General features: G+C 39.9%; 18 protein-coding genes, 1 rRNA gene and 2 pseudogenes. 18 read left to right on the forward strand and 3 right to left on the reverse strand.

Translation table 11 applies throughout. The annotated features are described in order from the left end of the window. The 8 genes and pseudogenes from F9802_RS20040 to iscB all read left to right on the forward strand — a co-directional run. A pseudogene (locus F9802_RS20040) lies at positions 1 to 210 on the forward strand (cupin domain-containing protein); the annotation flags it as partial. A gap of 225 nt (positions 211 to 435) precedes the next feature. Next, the gene (locus tag F9802_RS20315; protein WP_404799241.1) at positions 436 to 702 is read left to right on the forward strand and encodes a hypothetical protein; all 267 of its coding nucleotides are present in this window, start codon (positions 436 to 438) and stop codon (positions 700 to 702) included. Between the two features lie 307 nt (positions 703 to 1,009). Continuing rightward, positions 1,010 to 1,237 (forward strand): hypothetical protein, encoded by a 228-nt coding sequence (locus tag F9802_RS19180; RefSeq protein ID WP_152154704.1) that lies wholly within the window; start codon positions 1,010 to 1,012, stop codon positions 1,235 to 1,237. Positions 1,238 to 1,306: 69 nt separating this feature from the next. Continuing rightward, entirely contained in the window at positions 1,307 to 1,660 is a 354-nt protein-coding gene (locus F9802_RS19185; protein ID WP_152154705.1) for a hypothetical protein, read from the forward strand. Between the two features lie 808 nt (positions 1,661 to 2,468). Next, positions 2,469 to 3,629: a YsnF/AvaK domain-containing protein gene (locus F9802_RS19195; RefSeq protein ID WP_152154706.1), complete on the forward strand. Its 1,161-nt coding sequence runs from the start codon at positions 2,469 to 2,471 to the stop codon at positions 3,627 to 3,629. Between the two features lie 782 nt (positions 3,630 to 4,411). Beyond that, positions 4,412 to 4,603 carry a YbxH family protein gene (locus tag F9802_RS19205; RefSeq protein WP_152154707.1) on the forward strand — a complete coding sequence of 64 codons (192 nt, stop codon included), beginning with the start codon at positions 4,412 to 4,414 and terminating at the stop codon, positions 4,601 to 4,603. Positions 4,604 to 5,329: 726 nt separating this feature from the next. Further along, positions 5,330 to 6,475 (forward strand): DUF4145 domain-containing protein, encoded by a 1,146-nt coding sequence (locus F9802_RS19210; RefSeq protein WP_152154708.1) that lies wholly within the window; start codon positions 5,330 to 5,332, stop codon positions 6,473 to 6,475. A gap of 298 nt (positions 6,476 to 6,773) precedes the next feature. Next, positions 6,774 to 8,054, forward strand: coding sequence for an RNA-guided endonuclease IscB (gene iscB / locus F9802_RS19215; RefSeq protein WP_152154709.1), 1,281 nt, complete (start codon positions 6,774 to 6,776; stop codon positions 8,052 to 8,054). Between the two features lie 537 nt (positions 8,055 to 8,591). Here the strand turns inward: iscB and F9802_RS19220 are convergent. Then, positions 8,592 to 9,992, reverse strand: coding sequence for a S8 family peptidase (locus F9802_RS19220; RefSeq protein ID WP_152154710.1), 1,401 nt, complete (start codon positions 9,990 to 9,992; stop codon positions 8,592 to 8,594). 730 nt (positions 9,993 to 10,722) lie between these two features. Between F9802_RS19220 and hisC the strand changes: the two genes are divergently transcribed. The 5 genes and pseudogenes from hisC to F9802_RS19245 all read left to right on the forward strand — a co-directional run. Then, positions 10,723 to 11,832 carry a histidinol-phosphate transaminase gene (gene hisC, locus F9802_RS19225; RefSeq protein WP_152154711.1) on the forward strand — a complete coding sequence of 370 codons (1,110 nt, stop codon included), beginning with the start codon at positions 10,723 to 10,725 and terminating at the stop codon, positions 11,830 to 11,832. Positions 11,833 to 11,859: 27 nt separating this feature from the next. Then, entirely contained in the window at positions 11,860 to 12,852 is a 993-nt protein-coding gene (locus tag F9802_RS19230; protein ID WP_152154712.1) for a C-terminal binding protein, read from the forward strand. A 110-nt stretch (positions 12,853 to 12,962) separates the two neighbouring features. After that, complete coding sequence (locus tag F9802_RS19235; protein WP_152154713.1) at positions 12,963 to 14,282, forward strand: Na+/H+ antiporter family protein; 1,320 nt, start codon at positions 12,963 to 12,965, stop codon at positions 14,280 to 14,282. 510 nt (positions 14,283 to 14,792) lie between these two features. Further along, entirely contained in the window at positions 14,793 to 15,554 is a 762-nt protein-coding gene (locus tag F9802_RS19240) for an SDR family NAD(P)-dependent oxidoreductase (protein WP_152154714.1), read from the forward strand. 350 nt (positions 15,555 to 15,904) lie between these two features. Continuing rightward, a pseudogene (locus F9802_RS19245) lies at positions 15,905 to 16,324 on the forward strand (ATP-binding cassette domain-containing protein); the annotation flags it as partial. Positions 16,325 to 16,385: 61 nt separating this feature from the next. Here the strand turns inward: F9802_RS19245 and F9802_RS19250 are convergent. Then, a complete protein-coding gene (locus tag F9802_RS19250; protein WP_152154715.1) occupies positions 16,386 to 17,837 on the reverse strand; it encodes a xylulokinase in 1,452 nt (483 codons plus the stop codon). Between the two features lie 112 nt (positions 17,838 to 17,949). Continuing rightward, on the reverse strand, positions 17,950 to 18,135 hold the full coding sequence (locus F9802_RS19255) for a hypothetical protein (protein ID WP_152154716.1): 186 nt from the start codon (positions 18,133 to 18,135) through the stop codon (positions 17,950 to 17,952). Between the two features lie 350 nt (positions 18,136 to 18,485). Here F9802_RS19255 and trhO point away from each other — a divergent pair, with 350 nt between their 5' ends. From trhO to F9802_RS19270, 5 genes are all read left to right on the forward strand, one after another. Beyond that, positions 18,486 to 19,448 (forward strand): oxygen-dependent tRNA uridine(34) hydroxylase TrhO, encoded by a 963-nt coding sequence (gene trhO / locus F9802_RS19260; protein ID WP_152154717.1) that lies wholly within the window; start codon positions 18,486 to 18,488, stop codon positions 19,446 to 19,448. A gap of 133 nt (positions 19,449 to 19,581) precedes the next feature. Continuing rightward, positions 19,582 to 20,511, forward strand: a complete 930-nt coding sequence (glsA, locus tag F9802_RS19265) for a glutaminase A (protein ID WP_152154718.1) — start codon at positions 19,582 to 19,584, stop codon at positions 20,509 to 20,511. A gap of 53 nt (positions 20,512 to 20,564) precedes the next feature. After that, positions 20,565 to 20,717: a hypothetical protein gene (locus F9802_RS19830; protein ID WP_191992051.1), complete on the forward strand. Its 153-nt coding sequence runs from the start codon at positions 20,565 to 20,567 to the stop codon at positions 20,715 to 20,717. 179 nt (positions 20,718 to 20,896) lie between these two features. After that, the gene (locus F9802_RS19835) at positions 20,897 to 21,070 is read left to right on the forward strand and encodes a hypothetical protein (protein WP_191992052.1); all 174 of its coding nucleotides are present in this window, start codon (positions 20,897 to 20,899) and stop codon (positions 21,068 to 21,070) included. A gap of 689 nt (positions 21,071 to 21,759) precedes the next feature. Continuing rightward, a 16S ribosomal RNA gene (locus tag F9802_RS19270) occupies positions 21,760 to 21,875 on the forward strand; the annotation flags it as partial.

Below are 21,875 nucleotides of genomic sequence, written 5' to 3' on the forward strand. Positions count from 1 at the left end.
TCGGCTGTCGATGATATTTGGGTTTGCATTGAAGGGGAGGGAACGTACTTCCCAGACTTAGAGAATGAAATCCCGATCAGAAAGGGAATGGTATGCCTGGCCAAGCCTAACCAAATTCATGGAATGCGTAATACAGGAAGTGGCAGATTTATGTTTGTGGGCTTTGCTGCTGGTCAATCGCCGGCGAATATGGATATAACAAGATACTAGATTATTAAATAATGAAAAATAAAGAAGCGATTGTAATGAAGACAGTCGCTTCGTTTAAGTGTTGCTAAACGCTTTTGGGAGGTTGTTAATCAAATCCCAGGGTTCGGAGAAAAAGACGCAAAAACAAAAACTGTTGCTACTCAACCTGTAGTTTTAAAAGCAATTGCCAAATTAACATACGATTTTGCATTTGGCCGTCAAAATGATGAGCAGCTGTTAAATAAGTTGTTAGATGACGTTACAGATATAAATTTCAGTCATGAGAATCTCATGTGGCGTTACTACCACTTAACTCCAGAAGAAATTGAACAACATGGTTTCGTCGGTTTAAAAGATTATCTACCAGATAACTCAACTGGTAATAGAGATATTGGTAATTACGATCAAGATACTGGATGGATGCGCTTCGGAAGCAAACACAATGATATTTTCCCAATTATAGGAGATATGATTCGTTGGAAGCTTAATCTTCCTAGTAGGCATAAATCATAAAAATAATTTGAAAAGCTCTGGACTAATAAAAATCTAGGGCTTTTATTTAGATAAAAAATTGTGGAGTTTTAGACAACTTAAAGAGCTGCAACAAAAGTGGCTTGATGAATGAGATTGTACGGACGATATTAACAGCAAAGGAATTAATAAAAAAGATAAGGATTAACCGGAGAGGGCGGCTGTTCCTACCGATCAAAAGGAGAGAATCATTATGAAAGTTTCTGAAATACCTAAATATAAAGGGCAGATATTTGCATTGTTAAAGTTTACAAAGTATATAGAAAGTCTGTAAAATGGCGACCTTTACATGAATAATTTTGAATACTACATTAACTTGGAAAAAGAGTCAGGGAAGAAAGGTGTAGGCGATAAATTTGAAGCTACACAAGTTTTTACAGAAATAGGTATTAAAATTTATGATAAAGAAACTGATAAACTTTTTTTAAAAGGAACTAGTGCAGGTATGCAGTTTAGAATGAATGGTGATGAGAAAAGGCCAGTCTATTGCTTATTCGCACTGGGTGGTGATAGCTGAAAAATAGTTGGGGAGAATGAAGAATATTACATTGCGGAAATAAATCTCCCTGATGAGCAAGTAAAAAAAATGATTAAAGAGTTCGGGGAGCAAATGTTATTTATTAATCCACCTGTTTTTCTTGAACGGGTAAGTAAAGCATTTAATGAAAGGGGATACTCTTTCAAAGCAGCGCCTGTTTTTTATGATGATTATAGTGTGAATTCATCCAAAAGATTAGAATCATATATGAAAATGGATAATGATATACATTTTTGGAAAGATAAATTTTACGAGAATCAGAAAGAGTTTAGAATCGTAATCACTGATTTGGAAATTGGTGAACCCTTAGTAATTAATATAGGAGATATTGCAGATATAAGTAAGCAATTTAAGGCTAGTGAATTTTTTAGTGATAGGTTTCAACTCCACTTAAGAAAATAAGCTATTTAGCATTCTTACGGGTGCTTTTTTATTGGCTAAAATAATGATGAAATATAAGTAAAAGGTAGGCCGATTTTTTTGAGGGGGGTGGTGGTGAATGGGTGGTGAACTTCAGCATTTAGAAAAAGAAGAGAACAGACTAGAACGGATATTCGATAAAGAAAAGCTAATTATAAAGGCTTTTTCAGATTGAAACTGTTGCAATCAAACGAACATATCCACCTTGACAGGGCAGAGGTCGCTGATTCGAACCCAGTAGGAATCATACTTACAGAGAAGCCGCAAGCCTTGATCTAAAGGGTTGTGGCTTTTTTATTTATCTCACTTTCAATAATTTGTCTCTCCAAATACCTTTTGGTCAATTGTAAATTTATTTTATGATTTCATTCAATTTTCGAACTACTTCTTTTTGCATTGTAGAAAGGACATTTGAATACGTATGAAGAGTAACATTAATATTACTGTGTCCTAGTCATTCGGAGATAACTTTAACATTGGGTTAAATAGAAGTGGATAAATGAGAATTTGACTATGAAGAATGCCTGTAAAATGTGATCAGGCACTCTTTAAGATAGCTGTAGCGGCGTCAGGCACCTTTTTTTGAAAATATGTAAATAATTTTAATTTAAATTCGGTGCTAGAAATATGCCTATTTGACTTGTTTTTACGGCAAAATTTTATTTTTAACGGAATATTTACATAATTTGAATTTTCAAACGTTTCAACTAAAGACCTCCCGGGTAGACATGCTATGTATGTGGATGTAATTCATTTTCCACATGTAGTATATTTTGGGAGGAGTGATAGAATGAGTATGGAAAAAAGAATCGTTGGAAGCTTTAATTCGGAGCAAGAAGTTTTGTACGCGATTGAAGGATTGAAACGTCAAGGGCATCGTGAAACAGATATGATGGTGGTGGCAGAAAATAGAAGTGCCATTCCATTAGTCACTTCTCGCACTGGAGTCATGGTAGAAGCGGATCCACAAGTGAGTACCTTAGCAGGTGTTATGATGGACAGCTTTTTTACCATGATGACGGCAGGAATGGGTGGAATACAGACAAATGCTCTATCCAGCAGGCTTATTGAAAGGGGCCTGCCAAGATTTACGGCAAAACAGTGTGAAGCGGAAATAAATAAGGGGAAAATAATTTTGCTAGTTGATACGAATAGAACCTACGACACCCCTGTTTATAAAACGCAATATGAAACTGAAAAACCAAGAGAAGTCCGACTACGTGAAGAACAGCTTGATATTACAAAAGAGCGTGTCCAAGTCGGGGAATTACAGCTCCATAAAGAAGTAGTTGAAGAACACCGAACCGTTCATGTTCCACTCATGAGAGAAGAGGTATATGTAGAGCGCCGTCCTGTCTTAGATGGAGAGTATGATGGCAGCCCGTTTACAGCGGATGAAATTTATCGTATCCCCATTACGGAGGAACGAATTGAAGTAACGAAAAGACCGGTAGTCGTTGAAGAAGTGATTATAGGTAAGCGAGAAATTCAAGAAACAAAGCAGGTACAGGATATCATTAGAAAAGAAGAAGCGCGGATTGAGCGTTCTGTCCCTTCTGCAATGGAAGCAGGGAAACTGGACACCCAATTGACCGATGTAGGGCAAGAAGAAGTTATTACGGAAAGCCCCAATATTTTGATCGTGGAAGGAAATCCCGATATTGCAAGCATAATGGCAGAGGATAAAAAAGAAGAAACCCGCGGAAAACGCACAGGCTCCCTCGTTGTACAAGGAGAGAAAAATAAACCAGAATCATCTGTCAGTAAAAAGGACGAAGCGAGCGGGACGCTAACAGATTCTCCTGTTATTAAGGAAAATAAAAGTGAAAGTTACGTACCGGTTTCAGCAGCTACTGCGAAAGAAGATGTAACCCACAGTAACGAAAATTCCTCCATAGGTGAGGAAAATAAGAATAATAAAAGTCAAATGAAAAAAAAGAAAAAACAATAATTCTCAGTTGACAACAGACTCACTCTCAACAGTTCAACAAAATTGTTTATAATGATATTTAGAGAAAGAGTATGCAGCCACTCCGTTATCGTGAGTGGCTAGTTTAAATTTCTTGTATTTAACATTTAGAGGGGGGTTATTGTGGTGCCGCTTTTGGTACCGAAACGGTGCCCTTCGATTTAGCGGGTAAAACCTGTACTATTAAAAATCCATAAAACTTGCTAAGTCAGCGTTTTGTGAATGATTCAGATATTTTATAATCTAAAAAGATAAAGTTAATGGGGTGGATACGGAGGTTTGGAAAATGTAGAATTAAGTTTTGAAGTAATTATCTAATCATCGCCAATACGCTTAAAGATACAGTTGAAGAAGAGTTATCTTGGTGTACTGTCAAACTCGAGGATAATATTCTATCTAATCACCCCATTGATGTTAATGCAGGTTCTTTTTCGCCATGCTGATCAGTTCCCGGACCATGGAGCCTCCCAGTCGGCAGCCAACCTGACCAGCCTATCCCCATTGTATCCTTTTTCCAGCGGAACCCTCATTTCCTTAACGGATTCCAATTTAGCAGCTGCTCGGTCGCCGGCATGCACTACTTCTGCTTTCAGTTTGTTTAGCTTCTGTCCTTTGCTTCTAGGATTGAAAATTTGTTCCTTCCCGCCATAATTCCCTCTCCCTTGCAACCGTTCAATAAGTAATATGTCTAATGAACCATAATTATAAGGGCTAGTGTGCGGCTTATGGGTCATACTAACTGAAAACGGGAAGGAGATCAGAGTATGGGTGCGATTGAACGAAATGGCTACCGGTTTGTGTCGGAATATAGTGTGATTAAACAGAACGGGGCCATCCACGTCTACCGGGAAGGCGAGTTCGTGGAGGAGATCACCTTTGATTTTTCAGGAGACTTTGCCGAGCATGATCAAATAGAGGAATTGGTCAACTATTATTGTGAACAGCATAATATTTAAAAATTGAGTGGTGTGGCCTGTTATCGCTCTTTTTTCTGAGACAAAACGCGGAAAAATAATAAAGCCAAAGACACTATCTTTGGAGTTGTACAGACTTCACAGGCGCAAACAATACAGCGAACAGTACCAGACACTGTTCGCTATTTGATATTTCAGCAAACCTTGATATATCAAGGTTTTTCGTATAAGTAAGGTTATGACTATCATATTTGAAATTGAGAAAAGCCCTTTTTTCGATTTAGCAGATTAGAGGTCGCTGGTTCGAATCCAGTAGGAGTCATACTCTAGTTATATCAACGGTTTAGCCCATTCTTACATTTTTAATGTAAGGTGGTTATAGTGATATAACTTCAATCGAAAAGGCATTTCACTGTCAAAGTGAGATGGCTTTTTTGTCACTTCTAGCATTAGTAAGGGTTTATGAGTTCGCTAATAATGATCACGAACTAATACACAACTCTGAAATGTTCGGAAGCACATCCATGGCATGTTCTGTATTATTTTTTTCTCGAGTGAATGGTTTTTAAAAAGATGTTTATTACCGTATTTTCTTTCTATCACTCGTATTGGTGATGCGCTGTTAAGTCTGATAATTATAAGAGTATGAACTGCTTTGTCCGAGATAAGTATATTGAAAAAACTTGCTCCATTCTAAAAATTAAAACACTTTACTAACGTGATAAAGTAAGATTATATGAATATTGCTATTTGACATGGGGGAATTATATGGACAAGCCAGCTTACTTTTATCAATTTCTTGAACCAATTTCTAAAGAACTTGCTTTTGTTGCGCGTGAACTTGAAAACAGTATTTTTACGGGTCCGCGTACGATGCTGACACATGCAAGAATATTTGTTGAGAATATTTTGCAGCAGGTGATCCAAGCAGAAGGGTTATCGGATGATCAATGGACAAACTTGAAAGAAAGAATTGATTTGCTCAATGAGAACGGTTATTTGACGCCTGAAATTCGTGATGCGCTTCATCATGTCCGCCAAATTGGTAACCAAGCCGCGCACGATTCCCGGATGTTCCGCTATTCTGAAGCGCTGCTGTCATGGGAAGCTGTGTATAAAATTGTTAAATGGTATGTTGAAGTGTACGGACCGGTAGATTTGACAGTTCCCGGTTATCAGGATCCATCACCTCAGACAGAGCAAGCGTATGATACTACTGAAATCGAAGAGCGGCTCAAGGCTTTGGAGGAATTGCTGGTCGCATCCATGAAAAAGCCAAAAGAAAAACCAGAGACGAAGGAAACAAATGAACCTGCTGTGCCCGCACTGCCAGAACCGGAACGCCCAGGTTTTACAACGATTCGGACCATTACATACAAAGATCAAAAACTCGAAGTTCCATATTTCCTGCGCGATGCATTTCTATTGCCCCAGCGTTTTTCTAAGTCTGAAACATTCCTTATTAGGCTGGGAGCTGAGCAGCAAGCGCGCATCATGAGTGAATTGCCGAACAACTTTGAAGGGCTGCACAAACATGTGAAACGCTACAACGAAAAGAACGATGAAAATTTCTTTGAAGAATTAAAATTATTTATTGAAGAAGAGAAAACCCGCAGACAACTGACACTCGAACGTCCAGGAGAGCTGTTCTTCTTTTATAAAGCTGAACACATCATCGTGACAGAGGAATTGTCAAAAATACCTCTTACCGCAAATGAATTCACAGGAATTCCGAGTCTCATTAGACAGCTAAACGAAGATCAAATTGAAATGGTCGGAAGGCTGCCGCAAGAGCTTGTCATTTTGGCTAAGTATGCAAATGTTGGAGTTGGGACAGTGGAAAAATTGTTTGAGCAGTTGAAGGAAAAACAACAAAGGAGTAGTGAACCTGCGCCCGTTGGATCACGGTCATAAAAGTTATTAAAAACGGAGGGGAAATGTATGGCAGAAATCAAATACGAAAGTCAACTACCCACCACTTACCTAACGGTTGAAGTGGGGGCTTGTAAGAGCCTTTAGTTGTCTAGCCTAAGTTTTTGATAACTACGTTGGTTCGGTGATCACACCCTCGGATGATGCCCTAGTCCGTTGCTCTGTGCAGGCTCTGTAATAGTTCTGAATGGGTAGGAACGGTCAACCTGATTGGACGGTTTTACCGCGAAGCCTTACCAACATTGGCGAAGGGTAACCAACTCTTAGGAGGGAATACGTTATGGTCGTATTCATCAAAAATAAGCATGGAGAGCCACTCATGCCATGCAGTCACCGAAAAGCACGTTTACTGCTGAAAGAAAAGAAAGCGAAAGTTCTCACATACAAACCATTTACGATTCAATTGTTATATGGAAGCTATGGATACAAACAGAAAGTCTATGTAGGTGTAGATTTAGGTGCGAAACATCTGGGTCTTGCCATAACGAGTGAAGATAAAGTGCTCATCAAAGGGGAGATTGAGCTTCGCCAGGATGTAAAAAGCTTACTTGACACAAGACGGATATACAGGTGTTCAAGACGAAACCGAAAAAACCGTTATCGGAAACCGCGTTTTCAGAATCGTACACGACCAGAAGGGTGGCTTCCGCCGAGTATCCAAAGCCGTATAGAAAATACGTTCTTTTGGATTGATAAATTTTGCTCGCTTGTGCCTAATCCAAAACTGACAATTGAAGTGGGTAAATTTGATAGTCAAAAGATGCTGAATCCCGACATACAGGGAGTGGAGTATCAACAAGGGCAAACACACGGCTATTATGATGTGAGGTATTTTGTGCTTGCGAGAGATAACTATACGTGTCAAGTATGCAGAAAAAAGAACAAAATCTTCAACACACATCATATTGTCTACCGCTCGCATGGCGGAACAGACCGGGCGGATAATTTGATTACGGTTTGTATGGATTGCCATACGTACGAAAATCATCAAAAAGGCAGCATTCTGTACAAGTGGATGATGGAAGGAAAGAAACTGCCGCGCTACAAAGAAGGAGCGTTCATGAATATAGTTCGCAGGCGAGTATTCACCAACTATTCTCATGCGAAGTTCACGTACGGTTCAACCACCACACCTAAACGAAAAGAATTGGGTTTAGAAAAAAGCCATGCCAACGATGCCATTGCGATCAGCGGAATATCTACTATTAATAAACATACCTGCTCTATGTTTAAGATCAAACAGTTTCGTAAAAAGAAGCGTTCCTTGCATGAAGCAACCGCAAGGAAAGGTCGTAAAACCAAGAATATCACTAGTAAGCGAAACGAGAAGAATACGAAACAACTCAAAAGCTTTTCGCTGAATGATAAAGTAAGAGCATTTAGACGCATTGGTTTCATTACGGGGTTTACAGGAACGAGCGGAGCTTATGTCAAAATGATTGACGGTGAATATATCACGATGCCAAACAAGAACTATAAGCAGATCCATCTAAATCAACTAGAACGCATTTGCCGAAACAATAATTGGCAGTTTATTCAAAGCCTTCAGGATAACGCCTGACCGACATTCATCCCCACTGGGCTACGCCCTTCACATACCTTGAGGAAAGGAACTTCTTTGGGGAAATACGTTAAATGATATGAAATTATAAAATACTTTAGGCTGAAGGAATAAACTCCAGCCTGTTCTATTGTTTGTAAAAGCAGAGAGCGGAAATGAAGATCAATATAGAGGGGAGGAGGACAGATCAAATTCTTCTTCCTTTAGAAGGTGAGCAGGTAGCGTATTTTAGAGATATGTTTATTAAGGTAGCCCTCTCTGTCTGCTAATTACCTATGATAAAATCCGGGTTTTTGATGTACTTAATTTTTATCTGAAGTCTATTCGAGCCTGTCCCAAAAGCTTAGTCTTTTGGACAGGCTCTGTTTTATTTTAAAGTAGTACTGCATTGTGCATTGTTTTTTAGAATTTATGCACGGTTATACTCGATTTGTGCACAGGAATCACTAAAATATGCATATCGCTCGATGATTAGATGATCAAATAAAACATTGCCTAGACTTTTGAGACAGCTTATAGAAAAAGAACACTCCATGTTCATTGCCCAAAAAACTGTTCAAACCACTCGTTTGTTTGTCCAAGAGGATATTTTCTTTTATAGGCCAATTGCAGGGCACCTGTATTATCAATAACTCCATTTCCGTAGTATATGTTGGGGACGGCTTGCCCAACTTTTTGTGTAGTTTGTGTCATGGTCTCAACCACTTCTGTGCTCTTCATATCAGGATCAAGAGAACGGATCAGCCCGGCTAAAGCACTTACGTGAGGAGCGGCCATTGATGTACCGGAAAGGCTGGCATATTGTCCATTGGAAAATGTGCTGGCAATATAGACACCAGGTGCCGCTATGTCAATATAGTCCCCGTAGTTAGAAAACGGAGCCCGCTTACCTTCCCAGTCTACCGCTGCTACACTGAGTACTCCCGGATAGGCAGCAGGGAAGCTTGGCTGGCTCGAGTTATCATTTCCAGCTGCGGAGATAACGACGACGTCTTTTTCCATTGCATACCGAATGGCTTCTTCCATTACAGAAGAAGGCTGGTAATTCCCGAGACTTAAGTTAATAACATCAGCGCCATGATCAACTGCCCAGAGGATACCTTTAGCTACATCAAAGGAACCGCCAATCCCTTGGGAATTCATCACTTTTACCGGTATAATCGGGTTATACCATGTAATCCCCGCAACTCCCTCGCCGTTATTCGTTACCGAGGCGATAATCCCCGCTACATGTGTACCGTGTCCGTTATCATCATCAGGATTGTTATTATTGGCAAGGACATTATAGCCCTTTATCAATCGATGAGACAGATCGGGATGGTCAAGATCAACACCGGTGTCTACTACCGCAATTTTTACATCTTTTGAGCCGCGTGTGACGTTCCATCCTGTTTCTGTACCGATGGCTGGCAGATTCCATTGATAGTTCTGGTAATAAGTATCATTTACTTCATTTTGCAGAAGAATGTAGTGGGGTTCAGCGTACGTAACATTATCATTTTGGTTAAAATATTTCATTAGTTCGGCGGTCGTTTTACTGTTTGATTTAAAAATATAAACTGAATCAAGTTTTTCTTTAAGCTCTCCGTCAATCTCACGGACCATTTTATTTAGGCTGACTTCGCTTGGAGAAACTTTAAAATTCACAACGACTTCCTTGTCGTAGTAATGGCTTTTGTCCTGTTTGTTATGGTGAATAAGCTTAATAGAGGGATTGTTATTCAACTTTCGTTTTGCCGTGTTGTTTGCATGCAGCATGTCCACTTGCTGGATTTGTGTATTTTCTTGTTGTAAGTTCCGTACTTGCATTTCCCTGACACTGCTTTCATTGTTGGAGCGAATGGGCTGCTCTCCTGCTTGTCTGTCAAGGTTCATCGTCACTATAGCTACGATACCTAAAATCAAGACCGAAATTCCAATAACTGCTTTTTTCCGCATGCCTGCACCTCAAGTTGTATTTTTCTTTTTTCGAATGGGAGCAACTCAAAATAACTCTTTAGATAGGTTTAATAACGTCTCTTCCATAATCGTTCTTTCTCATTGACTCTTCTTTTTCTTACGGTTGTCATTCCTCACACTTAACCTAAACTACCGATTATTCTTCCCAAAATTAAATATTTTATTATGAACTGGAATGCCCTGTTCATTCTTTTCATTATTGTATATTTGGCAAAAATTGAATTAGGTGTCCAGCCCCTCCTGGAATAATCTTGTTTCACAAAATTATTCCATAGGAGATGAGGTCAAGTTCACCGAGCTCTTCTAGTAATACAAAAAGGAAGCTATGTGGAGAGCGTGTTCTTTGTTCTAAACGAAGGAATCAACCCCCTGCTATCAACAAAAATTGATAGTAGGGGCTTTTTCTTAAAATGTTTTTTTAGATTAATAAGAATTTTCAACTTATCGATTCGATATCATCTTGCATGATAACCGAAATTGCGATAAAATTCATTTTATTGTTTAATTAGTTAATTGACTAAAGGATTTTAGATAATTTAGTATACTGTCGATACTGAAGAAAAATAGGGAACAAGTATGCACTGTTTTTCCACTATTTTTTGTTTTTCAAATTAATCATTCGATCTTTCTTGTTATAGCAATGCTTGGTTATCCTTTAAAAACGAAAGTAGTATACAGAATTAATCATAAATAAGGGAGGATTATTCGTATGACTAGGGAGTTATGGCGTAGCAACGTAACACAGTTAAAACCTTATATCCCTGGCAAGGCCATTGAAGAGGTGAAACGGGAATTAGGACTAGAAGATGTCATTCGTCTAGCTTCTAATGAAAATCCGTATGGACCATCGCCAAAAGCAGTAGAGGCTATGCAAAAAGCTTTACTAGAAAGTCAATTGTATCCGGAAGCAACAAGCGGGGAGCTTCGAGAAAAGCTTGGAGCTTTATATAATCTGGGTACCGATCAATTTTTAGTAGCGAATGGTGCAGATAATATCATTACATTAGTTGGAACGGCGTACATCAATCCTAGTGATGAAATTATTTACTGCACCCCGACGTTTGCTGCCTACGAAACTATTACACTTCTAATGGGAGGAATTCCAGTAGCGGTGCCTCTTAATGAGGATTATACGTATAATCTTGAAGGCATTCTGGCATCAACCAATGAAAAGACGAAACTTATTTTTATTTGTAATCCGAATAATCCTACCGGCACCATTGTTGAAGATGACAAGCTTGAAGCATTTCTGAAGCAAGTACCACCACATGTTATCGTGGTATTGGATGAAGCATATGTAGAATTTATTGGGCGTGAAGAATACCGTACGGGAGTTGACTTTGTAAAGGCAGGTTATCAAGTTATGTTTATTCGTACGTTTTCAAAATTGTACGGATTAGCTGGAACTAGAATTGGGTATGTGGCTGCACGTAAAGAGTACATTGAGCCTGTACAAGCAGTAAGAGAACCGTTTGCTGCAAATCGAATGGCGCATGCAGGTGCTCTAGCCGCCCTTGATGATGAAGCATATAAAAATAAAAGTCTACAGGAAAATAAGCGTGAGATGGCAAAGCTGATGAAGGAATTTCAATCTTTTGGTTATCACGTGACGGAATCGTACGCTAATTTTTTGTTTGTTGATATGAAAGAAGACGTTATCCAGCTTTCTCAAGCGTTAATGCAAGAGGGAATATTAATTCGTCCTTGTGCAGCATGGGGGCTGAAAACGCATGCTCGCATTACCGTGGGGACACCACAGCAAAATGAACGCCTGATTGAAGCGTTACAGAAAGTCAACCAGAAACTAACAACAACATAAGGAAACACAAAAAGAGGAGGAGATAGAGTGAAAGATGGGCGGCATTTGGTTTGGATTTTAGATGATGAATGGAATAGCCATGAGTTAGAAAAAAGTATGTACAATCAACATGGCTTTGAAGTCAAGGTAACACGGTCGGACAAGTTGGAAGATGATATGCCACTTTATGCACCATGTGCGGATGGGGTAGTAGCCCAAGTAGGATTTCAATGCAGGGCCGATGTGATTGATAAGTTACAATCATGTAAAGTCATATCTGTGTCGGGAGCTGGCTATAACCATGTAGATATAGAGGCAGCTACCCAAAAAGGAATTATGGTTTCGAATGTGCCGGACTATTGTGCGGAGGAGGTTTCCAATCATACACTTGCCCTCATACTGACGGTCACTCGTCGCTTAGCTTCCTATAACCGCAAAGTAAGGGAAGGGAAATGGGATCCTCTCGATACGATGCCTATTCATCGTCTCAGTGAAAATACAGTAGGTTTACTTGGCTTTGGACGTATTGCTCGTATGGTTGCCGCGAAGCTTAAGCCATTTGGCGTTCGTATTTTAGTGCATGATGATTTTGTTACAGAGGAAACCTTCAATGTGCATGGAGTGGAGCCTGTATCGTTAAATGATCTGCTGCAACAATCGAATATTCTTAGTCTGCATGTTCCTCTGACAACAGAGACAAATAATCTAATCAATTATGAGCGACTTAAAATGATGCCTAGGGGTGCTTTTGTTATTAACACATGCCGTGGTGGTGTAATCAATGAGGCTGATTTAGAGACGGCAATTAAAGAAGGACACATATCTGGAGCGGGTCTTGATGTTCTAGAAATAGAGCCTCCTTCCCCAGATCATCCATTGCTAAAGATGGATGAAGTATTCATTACACCGCACTCTTCATATTTGTCGGAGGAATCAATAGATGAGCTCAGAACAAGGACGACCCAGGCTGTGATAGATGGAGTTCATGGGAAGCACTTGCCTTATGCACTGAATCAGGTAAAGACAGAAACAAAAATATAGACAATCTTTTCTTATATTTAGAGGTTATGATCTTTAATTATTTGGTCGGACCTCGTGAAAAAACTGAACAAAGGGAGTTCTAATTACATGAAGCTAATGGGGGATTTTTTATGGCTTGGGTAGTGGTTGTGTCTGTTCTGATTTTGATAGTTTTAAGCCTTCTGAGAGTAAATGTCATCTTTGGAATTTTAATCGCTGCCGGAGCGGCGGGTCTGATGTCAGGGTTATCATTAACTGAAACGACGAACTTACTCGTTTCCGGTATGGGAGGGCTGGCAAGTACCGCTTTAAGTTACGTTTTGCTTGGTATATTTGCTGCTATGATCGCTTACTCAGGAATTATCAGTTTTCTCGTTAAACGGCTGATCAAATTGATGCAGGGAAAGCGTTACAAGTTATTGCTTGTGATTGCCGGTGTTTCTTGCCTTTCACAAAATGTGATTCCTGTTCATATCGCATTCATTCCAGTTTTGATTCCACCATTGTTACATCTGTTTGATAAAATGAAAATTGACCGCCGGGGAATTGCGGCAGCGCTGACATTTGGCTTGAAAGCCCCATCTAATAGTATTCCGTTAGGATTCGGTCTCATTTTCCAAACTATTCTTGTTAAAGAAATGACCGCCAATGGAATGGCAATCGAGCTGACGTCTGTGACGAAGGCGATGATCATTCCAGGAATCGGGATGCTTATTGGATTATTATTCGCTGTGTTTATTTCTTATAGAAAGGATCGTGAACTAGTACAGGTTGATCCGGTCATGTCTGTAAAAGAAGAAATCGCAGCAGGTGCTGAGAATGGAAAACTGACTTTTACAAAGCAGCATTTATTTACGTTAATGGCTATTATATGTGCACTTATCGTTCAAATTATGACAGATGAGCTCCTTTTGGGAGCGCTAGCCGGAATTTTTCTTATGGTGGCTTTCGTTGTTGTTCCATTTAGAAAAGGTGATCATTTTGTAGATGAAGGTATTAAAATGATGGGGATGATTGCATTTATTATGCTAATTGCCTCAGGCTATTCACATGTTTTAGAAGAGACTGGTAGTATCGACGCTCTCGTTTCATCAACAACTAACATACTTGGGGATAATCGGCTATTGATTGCGGTTGTCATTTTGCTTATCGGGTTATTAGTTGTAATGGGAACCGGAACTTCTTTTGGAACAGTACCAATTATCGCCGCTTTGTATGTTCCGGTTTGTGCAGCTGCTGGCTTTTCACCTATGGCAACAGCAGCGTTAATCGGTACGGCTTGTGCCCTCGGTGATGCAGGTTCACCAGCCTCAGACATGACGCTTGGCCCAACTGCCGGGTTAAATGCGGATGGTAAGCATGATCATATTTGGGATACATGTGTACCAACTTTCTTACATTTTAACATTCCGTTGTTCATTACGGGGCTTATTGCTGCCTTGATTTTATAGGGTGCCTGACCCTCCGAAAACAACCTTGGGCAGCGGGGTCAGACGCCTATTCCTTTAAAGCGCGAAAGTGTTAGGTAGAAGGCAAGCTCTGTGGAGAGAAGCTTGAATTCCTTGTTTATCAAGGGGATCAAGCTTTTTTTGTTTGAATAGCAATTGTATAATAGTGCTTTGCAATTTTAGGAGGTGCAGACAAATTGCGCTTTTAGCTAATTATATGTGGTCGTTTATGGAAGAGTAAGAGTGCAGACTCACACGACGGTTTTGTGCAGAGTTTCGCACTTTTTTTCTGCGATTTTACTTAGTGGTCTTTTTCTTTATTGAAAGTGAGTTCCTAGTTATACTGATTCATAAACAAGGGATATGTGGGAACATAATTGAAGGAGTCTTGCAGTTAAAGTAACTTGCTGTGACAGGGTATAATGGCATTAGAGGAAAACCTTGTAGAGACAACAAATAAACTACATACTTAATATCATCTAGAAAAAAATCAAAGGAATAGGAGGTTTTTTTATGGATTTACAATTACAAGGAAAAAACGTACTTATTACCGGTGGTTCGATGGGGATAGGGAAGGCTATTGCTCAGGTGTTTATCTCAGAGGGAGCGAATGTTTCCATAGCTGCCCGTGGTATCGACGCTTTAAAAAAGGCGAAAGAGAATCTTGGCGGTCACGTATCCATTTTTCAAGCAGATATTTCAACTGCTGATGAGCGGGAAAAGTTGATCCAGTCTTTTATTGAGCAAAATGGAAAGATAGATGTTTTAATCAATAATGCTGGCGGCAGCAATGGGAGAAAAGCGACAGAAACGGAGATGGATTTATTTTATGAAGCGCTGGAGCTGAATTATTTTTCAGCTGTTCATTTAAGTAAATTAGCAGTCCAGTATATGAAAGAATCTGGCACAGGATCGATTATTAATATTACGTCTATATTCGGAAGAGAGAGCGGGGGCAAAGTTACATATAATAATGCAAAGTCTGCTCTTATTAGCTTCACTAAGTCTTTGGCAGATGAGGTGATTTCTTCTGGAGTTCGCGTGAACAGTGTTGCGCCCGGGAGTATTCTGCATGAAACAGGGAATTGGAAAAAGCGCCTTGAAGAAAATCCTGAATACATTAAAGAATTCGTGAAGAATGAAATTCCGGCCGGACGTTTCGGTACTCCTGAAGAAGTAGCCAATGTTGTTGCTTTTCTTGCTTCTGACAAGGCTTCCTGGGTTGTAGGAGCAAGTATAAACGTAGATGGTGGACAATCTAGGATGAATTTTTAAAACAGATGAAGGGCCGTAAGCTTTTTGTTTTGAGTAAACAATTGAAAAATCCTAACATATAGTTTATTGTTGCATTAACTAAAAAAAATGGAAGGGCGAACCAATTAGATGAAGTACTAATCCTATTTTCGAAAGCGATCAATTGAAGGCCATTTTGTTCGGCAGATGACTGTTTCTGCTCTTTTTGATGGTGCCTTCAATCGTCGTTTTCAGAATAGGTTTGGCTTTTTATTGGGGAACCCAAAAGGAGCAGTCTCTTTTTGGGCGTGCACCTATGCCTCCTATTCTGAATGTAGATAGGAGGCATTTTTTTGTCTCCACAACATGGTGGAAATGGGAATGATGATAGGATGTTATTGGAAGCCAATAATTTAAAGCTATATGTAAATGACCGTTTATTAGTAGATGCAGATCAATTACAAATTCAAAAAAACGACCGGATCGGCTTAGTCGGTAGAAATGGAAGCGGAAAAACTACTCTCGTGAAAAAAATCATTCATCAAGATGAGGGGATAACCGTTTCTCCATCTATGAAAATCGGCTATTTTAGTCAAAACTTAAATATATTAGATATCGAAAAATCGATTTTAGATAATGTCCGCTCCACCTCAAAGCAAGATGAAACACTCATTCGAACTGTGCTTGCAAGGCTGCACTTTTTCAGAGAGGATGTTTATAAGCGGATAGAAGTTTTGAGCGGCGGCGAGCGAGTCAAAGTAGCATTGGCAAAATTATTTGTCAGCGATATTAATACGTTAATTTTAAAAGAAACGGCAGAATGAACCTGCCGTTTTTTAATGTAAAATGCTAACGTTAATTGGAAAAGAGGTTTTAATAGACCTCTTTCATGCTCGGATACAGTTTCAGATATTGTTTGTATCCTTTTTGATAGATCTTCCTGTTTTGCCCGTCCGGCCAGTATATGTTTGCCAGCTGGCTGGTGATGTGCCGGTTAATAAAGTCTTCATAATCTTTTGTCCATCCAAGATAATGAAAAGCGGTAGCTGCTATACCGACTGCCGGCAAATATTCGCTGTTTGCTGGAACGCAAACTTTTTTGTTTGTGATGTCCGCAAGCGCTTGGCACCAAGACCCGCTTCTTGCACCGCCGCCGATTAAGGTGATTTCACCATCTTTTTCACCAATTAGTGTACTGGCAATGTGGTGGAGTGAGTAACAAATTCCCTCGATAGCCGCTCTCATAAAATCGACTTGTTTTGTATGCGAACTGATGCCCCAGAATACTCCTTTTGCATCGCCATCTTTCACCGGGCATCGTTCCCCGTGCAGATACGGTAAAAAGAGAAGGCCGCCAGCACCCGGTTCGGACAGCGAAATAGCTTCTTCGAATGCGTCATAGCTGTCGTTTGCCATAAAAGTGTTTTTCGTCCATTCGTATACGTTGCCTGCGTTCAGCAGTGGTGCGATGGAAATGTTCAAATCCTTGGTCACATGTGCCAGCGTAAAAACACCAGAGGTTTTTGGCGAATGATCTTTTGTTGGAACAGCCGCCCAGCCAGTCGTTCCGATGTAAAAATAGCTGTCACCTTCATGGATTGCTCCCGCTCCCATTGTGCTTGCGCCCGCATCACCCGCGCCGCAAAGAACCGGAGTCTGTTCTTTGAAGCCGCCGCTGCCGCCATTAAGTACATATCCAGCCGCATCATCAGGAGACAATAATTCTGGAAGCTTGAACTGATCACACCTTATTGATTCCAGCACACTGGAATGCCAGGTTCTTGTGCGGATGTCCATAGCGCCAGTCGTCGCAGCAGTCACACTGTCTGTTACCACTGCCCCGGTTAATTTATAAATAAGATAATCTTTCGCGCTGAAAACAACTGAAGCCGGCTCTTCTCCTTTTCTCACCAGCCAGAGAAGTTTCGCAAGCGGCGTCGATGCCGAAACTGTATTAGCTGTAATGGCTGACAGATCCGGGCACTGCTGCTGAATCAAAACAGCTTCCTCTTCCGCTCTCATATCAGAATATAAAATAGCGCGCTCCGTGTTTTTTCCTTCTCGTATTAAAATGACATCTTCCATTTGCCCGCTAAATGTAATAGCTTTAACCGATTCGGGATCTATATGCTTTTCATTAAACCATTCGGCTGTAATAGCTTGCATTCCTTTCCACCAATCTTCTGGATTTTGCTCTTTTTCTCCGTGCTTTCCTTTAAAAGTTTGGATATGTATAGAATGCTCGGCGAAAATTTGACCATCCTTTTGCATTAATAGCCCTTTGATCGCTGATGTGCCCACATCAAAAACTGCAATAAACTCCATGTTGACTCCCCTTGTCTTCCATCCAGTTTATATTTTGGACGAGATTCCTCTTTTACTTATATAATTAATGAGAATAAAGAAAAGCTGTTGAGTTTTCAACAGCTAATGAAATTTAGGAGCGTTGGATCGTAGATGTAGAATAATTTTTAATCATTTTTTGTAAATTTCTATGTCCATCTCTTACCTTAATGGTTTCTTCAATAATTTTTTGGAAGCCTTCCAAATCTTTATCGGATGCATTTAATACGGATTTAGTAACACTTTCGGCGATTTGTTGTAAGGATAGATCCGAGCTCATAAACCACGACCACCTTTCCACTTATTTGTTGGGAGGTATTTTTTTCTCTCTTTAAAACTATTTAGCAAGGAGAACGTATTTTCCTGCAAAAAGTATCATAAATTTCTCAACAATTATCAACAGATTTCACAAACTTAAGTGGAATTTCAAAGTGATTAGCGAAGGTTATCCGTTGTCCGGCGATCAGATTTGATGTGAGGAAGAGGTTGTTTTTTATGTTTGAACATATAGCAACAAGGTGAATGAGCACAAAGAAATGCAGATTTTGCTTGCGGGAAAAGTCTTCAAGAGGTATATTCCTTAATGTATTTACATCTTGCAAATATAAACAGGCAGGTGGCAAAAATAAAATGACAGGTGTTAAACCATATAGAATATTGTTGTATTACATGTATGTGCCTATTGAAAATCCTGAAGTATTCGCCGTGCGGCATTTAAAGTTTTGTAAAGAGCTTGGTCTTAAAGGGCGGATTCTTGTCGGGGAAGAAGGGATCAACGGAACGGTATCCGGCACGATCGAACAAACAGACCGATATATGCAAACAATGAAAGAAGATCCCCGTTTTGCGGAAATGGTGTTTAAAGTGGACGAAGCAGATGGCCATGCTTTTAAAAAAATGCATGTCCGGCCAAGAAAGGAAATTGTTACTCTTCAACTGGATAAAGACATTAACCCGCAGGAACTAACCGGCAACTATTTAAGCCCGAAAGAATTTTTTGAAGCGATGCAAGAAGAAGATACCGTCGTAATAGATGCCAGAAACGATTATGAATATGATTTAGGTCATTTTAGGGGAGCGATCCGGCCTGATATTCAAGCGTTCCGTGAACTTCCCGAGTGGGTACGGGAACATAAAGAAGAATTACAAGGCAAAAAAATTCTAACCTATTGTACGGGCGGCATTCGTTGCGAAAAGTTTTCAGGGTGGTTAAAGAAAGAAGGATTTGAAGACGTTAACCAACTCCACGGGGGAATTGTCACGTACGGAAAAGACCCTGAAGTGCAAGGCAAGCTGTGGAACGGGCAATGCTATGTATTTGATGATCGAATCAGCGTTCCGATTAACCATACAGAACATGTCATTGTAGGACGGGATCATTTTACCGGTGAACCGTGTGAACGCTACGTAAATTGTGCAAACCCTGACTGTGACAAACGAATTTTGTGCTCGGAAGAAAATGAACATAAATATTTGCGTGGATGTACACACGAGTGCAGAGTACATCCGGGCAACCTTTATGTAAAAGAACATGAACTGACAGGAGAAGAAGTCACCATAAGGGTAAGGCAAATAGGAGAAGAAATACACTAAAACTAAGATAAATGGAAGGATGATCCTTCCTATGTTGAGGACACTTTCTGATGGTTCATTTATTCCGTGAATCCAGAAAGTGTTTTTTTGATATTAGAAAAGTATTTAGCCCATACTATTAAGGGTGATGAATATGCCATGTCAATCAAGTGAAGAATTAAAGGCATTAGTTGAGGAAGCAAGAAAATGTACAAAGAATGGCAGGGTGGCTGACTATATTCCCGCACTTGGAAAAGCAAATCCAAACGAGTTGTCCATTGCCATTTACTATCCAGATGGACGATGTATCTCAGCGGGAGATATCGAAGAAAAGATTACACTTCAAAGTATTTCAAAAGTAATTAGTCTGGCTCTCGTTTTGATGGATAGAGGACCGGACTATGTGTTTGAACGGGTTGGAATGGAACCGACCGGAGATCCTTTCAATTCGATTGCTAAATTAGAAACGACGACTCCTGCCAAACCGTTAAATCCTATGATCAATGCGGGAGCGCTTGTTGTGACCCATATGATCAAAGGGAATACGGTTGAAGAGAGGTTTCAACGGCTTTTAAGCTTTGTCCAGGAAATGGCAAACGATTCAACAGTCAGTTATTGTGAGGAAGTAGCACGATCCGAATTCGAAACGGCTAATTTAAACCGGGCATTATGTTACTTTTTAAAAGAGCATAAAATTATCAATGAAGATGTAGAACAGCTGCTGGACTTATATACGAAGCAATGTGCCATTGAAATGAACTGTTTGTCTTTGGCTAGAATCGGAATGGTGATTGGGATGGATGGAGTCGATCCTCTAACGGGGAAACAAGTCCTGCCTACAGATATAGCCCGTATTTGTAAAACATTTATGGTGACATGTGGGATGTACAATGCCTCTGGAGAATTTGCCATCGAAATTGGAATTCCGGCGAAAAGTGGTGTGTCAGGCGGTATTATGGGGGCCGTTCCGGGAAGGTTCGGCATTGGAATTTTCGGCCCTGCTTTAGATGAAAAAGGAAATAGTATTGCAGGAATAAAATTATTGGAGTTGTTATCAAAGAATTATAAGTTGAGCATGTTTTAAAATGAATGAAAGTTTCACTCCTGGACAATATATGGACGAAAGGAGTGTAGAACATGAAAAAACAAAAGCGTACTGAGGAACCCACACTTGCTGAAGGAATCGACACTGAAGACGAACTAAAAAGGGACGCAACTCCAGAAGAGATTTCTAAAGGGGAGTACACTGAAGTAACTGCTTTATCTTTAGACGAAAACGACCCGAGTTAACTTTCAGCACCGTTCTGACACGGTGTTTTTATTATGGATTTAAAGCAGGTGCTGGAAGAGTTGAATAGCTGACGAATAAATATTTACCTTTTTAATTATCATGTTAGGTTTCATTAAGCAAAAATTACCTGTTATTTGACTTGGATTTCTATCCATCCTATAGAAAGGAGGTGGGAATTATGTCAAGAGGGAACCAGGATGAATACAGAACTCAGATTGAATATGGAAATTTGGATCAAAGAGGTAACCTTACGGGTCCTGACGATTCGGAGAAGGCTAATTATCCGAAGCGTCCACAACATGTATCTATTGAGGAAAAGCAATCTCATGAAATTAGAGGAAGAAGACAGTAATGTTGTAAAGCCGGGTTTTAGCGCAAAAGTAGTGTGAAGTGAACAAATATATATATGAAAAGACCGGAAAAGTTCGGTCTTTTTTTATGTGTGAAAATCATAATAAAATTCATTTAAATCTAGTCAGAAGGGGGATTGTGTTTCCTACGAACACCAGTGTATCCACCAGTTATTAAGCAGGAGATCCCCGCGGTTAGGTCGTGCAAACGGCTGATGCCTCCGACAATGCATATACCTAGCGCTTCATTTTTAAGATTGATTGCTGCATTCTGAAAATCTGATAAAATAACTGATATGAATGAAAGGGAGTTAGAGACAGAGTGGATTTAGGCATTCGTAAATATAATTTTTTTGAAAACTAGTTGACTTAATTAATTAAAAGATGGTATATTAGTTTTCTGCTGATAAACACAGCTGTTTTGAAAAAAGAAATTAAAAAACTATTGACTTTTGTAGTGAATGAATGATAAAATAGTGGAGTTGTCGCCAAAGGCGGCGGATGAAATTGATCTTTGAAAACTGAACAAAATACATGCCAGTAATAACGAAAAGCGGAAGCAGCCGATTAGACTCGGCAGGCATAAGACGGACCGCCGAAGTGGTGTTCTTTACCACACAGGCGTGACGGCTTATGACCGAGAGTCTGGCTGCTGAAGCTGGACAACAAATAATTGAGCTATGCAAACATCTTTTTGGAGAGTTTGATCCTGGCTCAGGACGAACGCTGGCGGCGTGCCTAATACATGCAAGTCGAGCGGACTTGACTGGAGCTTGCTCCAGTTCAAGTTAGCGGCGGACGGGTGAG

The organism is Bacillus aerolatus, from assembly GCF_009183655.1.
GTDB lineage: Bacteria > Bacillota > Bacilli > Bacillales > Domibacillaceae > Pseudobacillus > Pseudobacillus aerolatus.

What these genes read in the sequence shown, in the direction of transcription:
- F9802_RS19180 (WP_152154704.1), top strand. Translation starts at nt 1,010, where the DNA reads ATGAATAATTTTGAATACTACATTAACTTGGAAAAAGAGTCAGGGAAG.
- F9802_RS19185 (WP_152154705.1), top strand. Translation starts at nt 1,307, where the DNA reads ATGATTAAAGAGTTCGGGGAGCAAATGTTATTTATTAATCCACCTGTT.
- F9802_RS19195 (WP_152154706.1), top strand. Translation starts at nt 2,469, where the DNA reads ATGAGTATGGAAAAAAGAATCGTTGGAAGCTTTAATTCGGAGCAAGAA.
- F9802_RS19205 (WP_152154707.1), top strand. Translation starts at nt 4,412, where the DNA reads ATGGGTGCGATTGAACGAAATGGCTACCGGTTTGTGTCGGAATATAGT.
- F9802_RS19210 (WP_152154708.1), top strand. Translation starts at nt 5,330, where the DNA reads ATGGACAAGCCAGCTTACTTTTATCAATTTCTTGAACCAATTTCTAAA.
- iscB (WP_152154709.1), top strand. Translation starts at nt 6,774, where the DNA reads ATGGTCGTATTCATCAAAAATAAGCATGGAGAGCCACTCATGCCATGC.
- F9802_RS19220 (WP_152154710.1), bottom strand. Translation starts at nt 9,992, where the DNA reads ATGCGGAAAAAAGCAGTTATTGGAATTTCGGTCTTGATTTTAGGTATC.
- hisC (WP_152154711.1), top strand. Translation starts at nt 10,723, where the DNA reads ATGACTAGGGAGTTATGGCGTAGCAACGTAACACAGTTAAAACCTTAT.
- F9802_RS19235 (WP_152154713.1), top strand. Translation starts at nt 12,963, where the DNA reads ATGGCTTGGGTAGTGGTTGTGTCTGTTCTGATTTTGATAGTTTTAAGC.
- F9802_RS19240 (WP_152154714.1), top strand. Translation starts at nt 14,793, where the DNA reads ATGGATTTACAATTACAAGGAAAAAACGTACTTATTACCGGTGGTTCG.
- F9802_RS19250 (WP_152154715.1), bottom strand. Translation starts at nt 17,837, where the DNA reads ATGGAGTTTATTGCAGTTTTTGATGTGGGCACATCAGCGATCAAAGGG.
- F9802_RS19255 (WP_152154716.1), bottom strand. Translation starts at nt 18,135, where the DNA reads ATGAGCTCGGATCTATCCTTACAACAAATCGCCGAAAGTGTTACTAAA.
- trhO (WP_152154717.1), top strand. Translation starts at nt 18,486, where the DNA reads ATGACAGGTGTTAAACCATATAGAATATTGTTGTATTACATGTATGTG.
- glsA (WP_152154718.1), top strand. Translation starts at nt 19,582, where the DNA reads ATGCCATGTCAATCAAGTGAAGAATTAAAGGCATTAGTTGAGGAAGCA.
- F9802_RS19830 (WP_191992051.1), top strand. Translation starts at nt 20,565, where the DNA reads ATGAAAAAACAAAAGCGTACTGAGGAACCCACACTTGCTGAAGGAATC.
- F9802_RS19835 (WP_191992052.1), top strand. Translation starts at nt 20,897, where the DNA reads ATGTCAAGAGGGAACCAGGATGAATACAGAACTCAGATTGAATATGGA.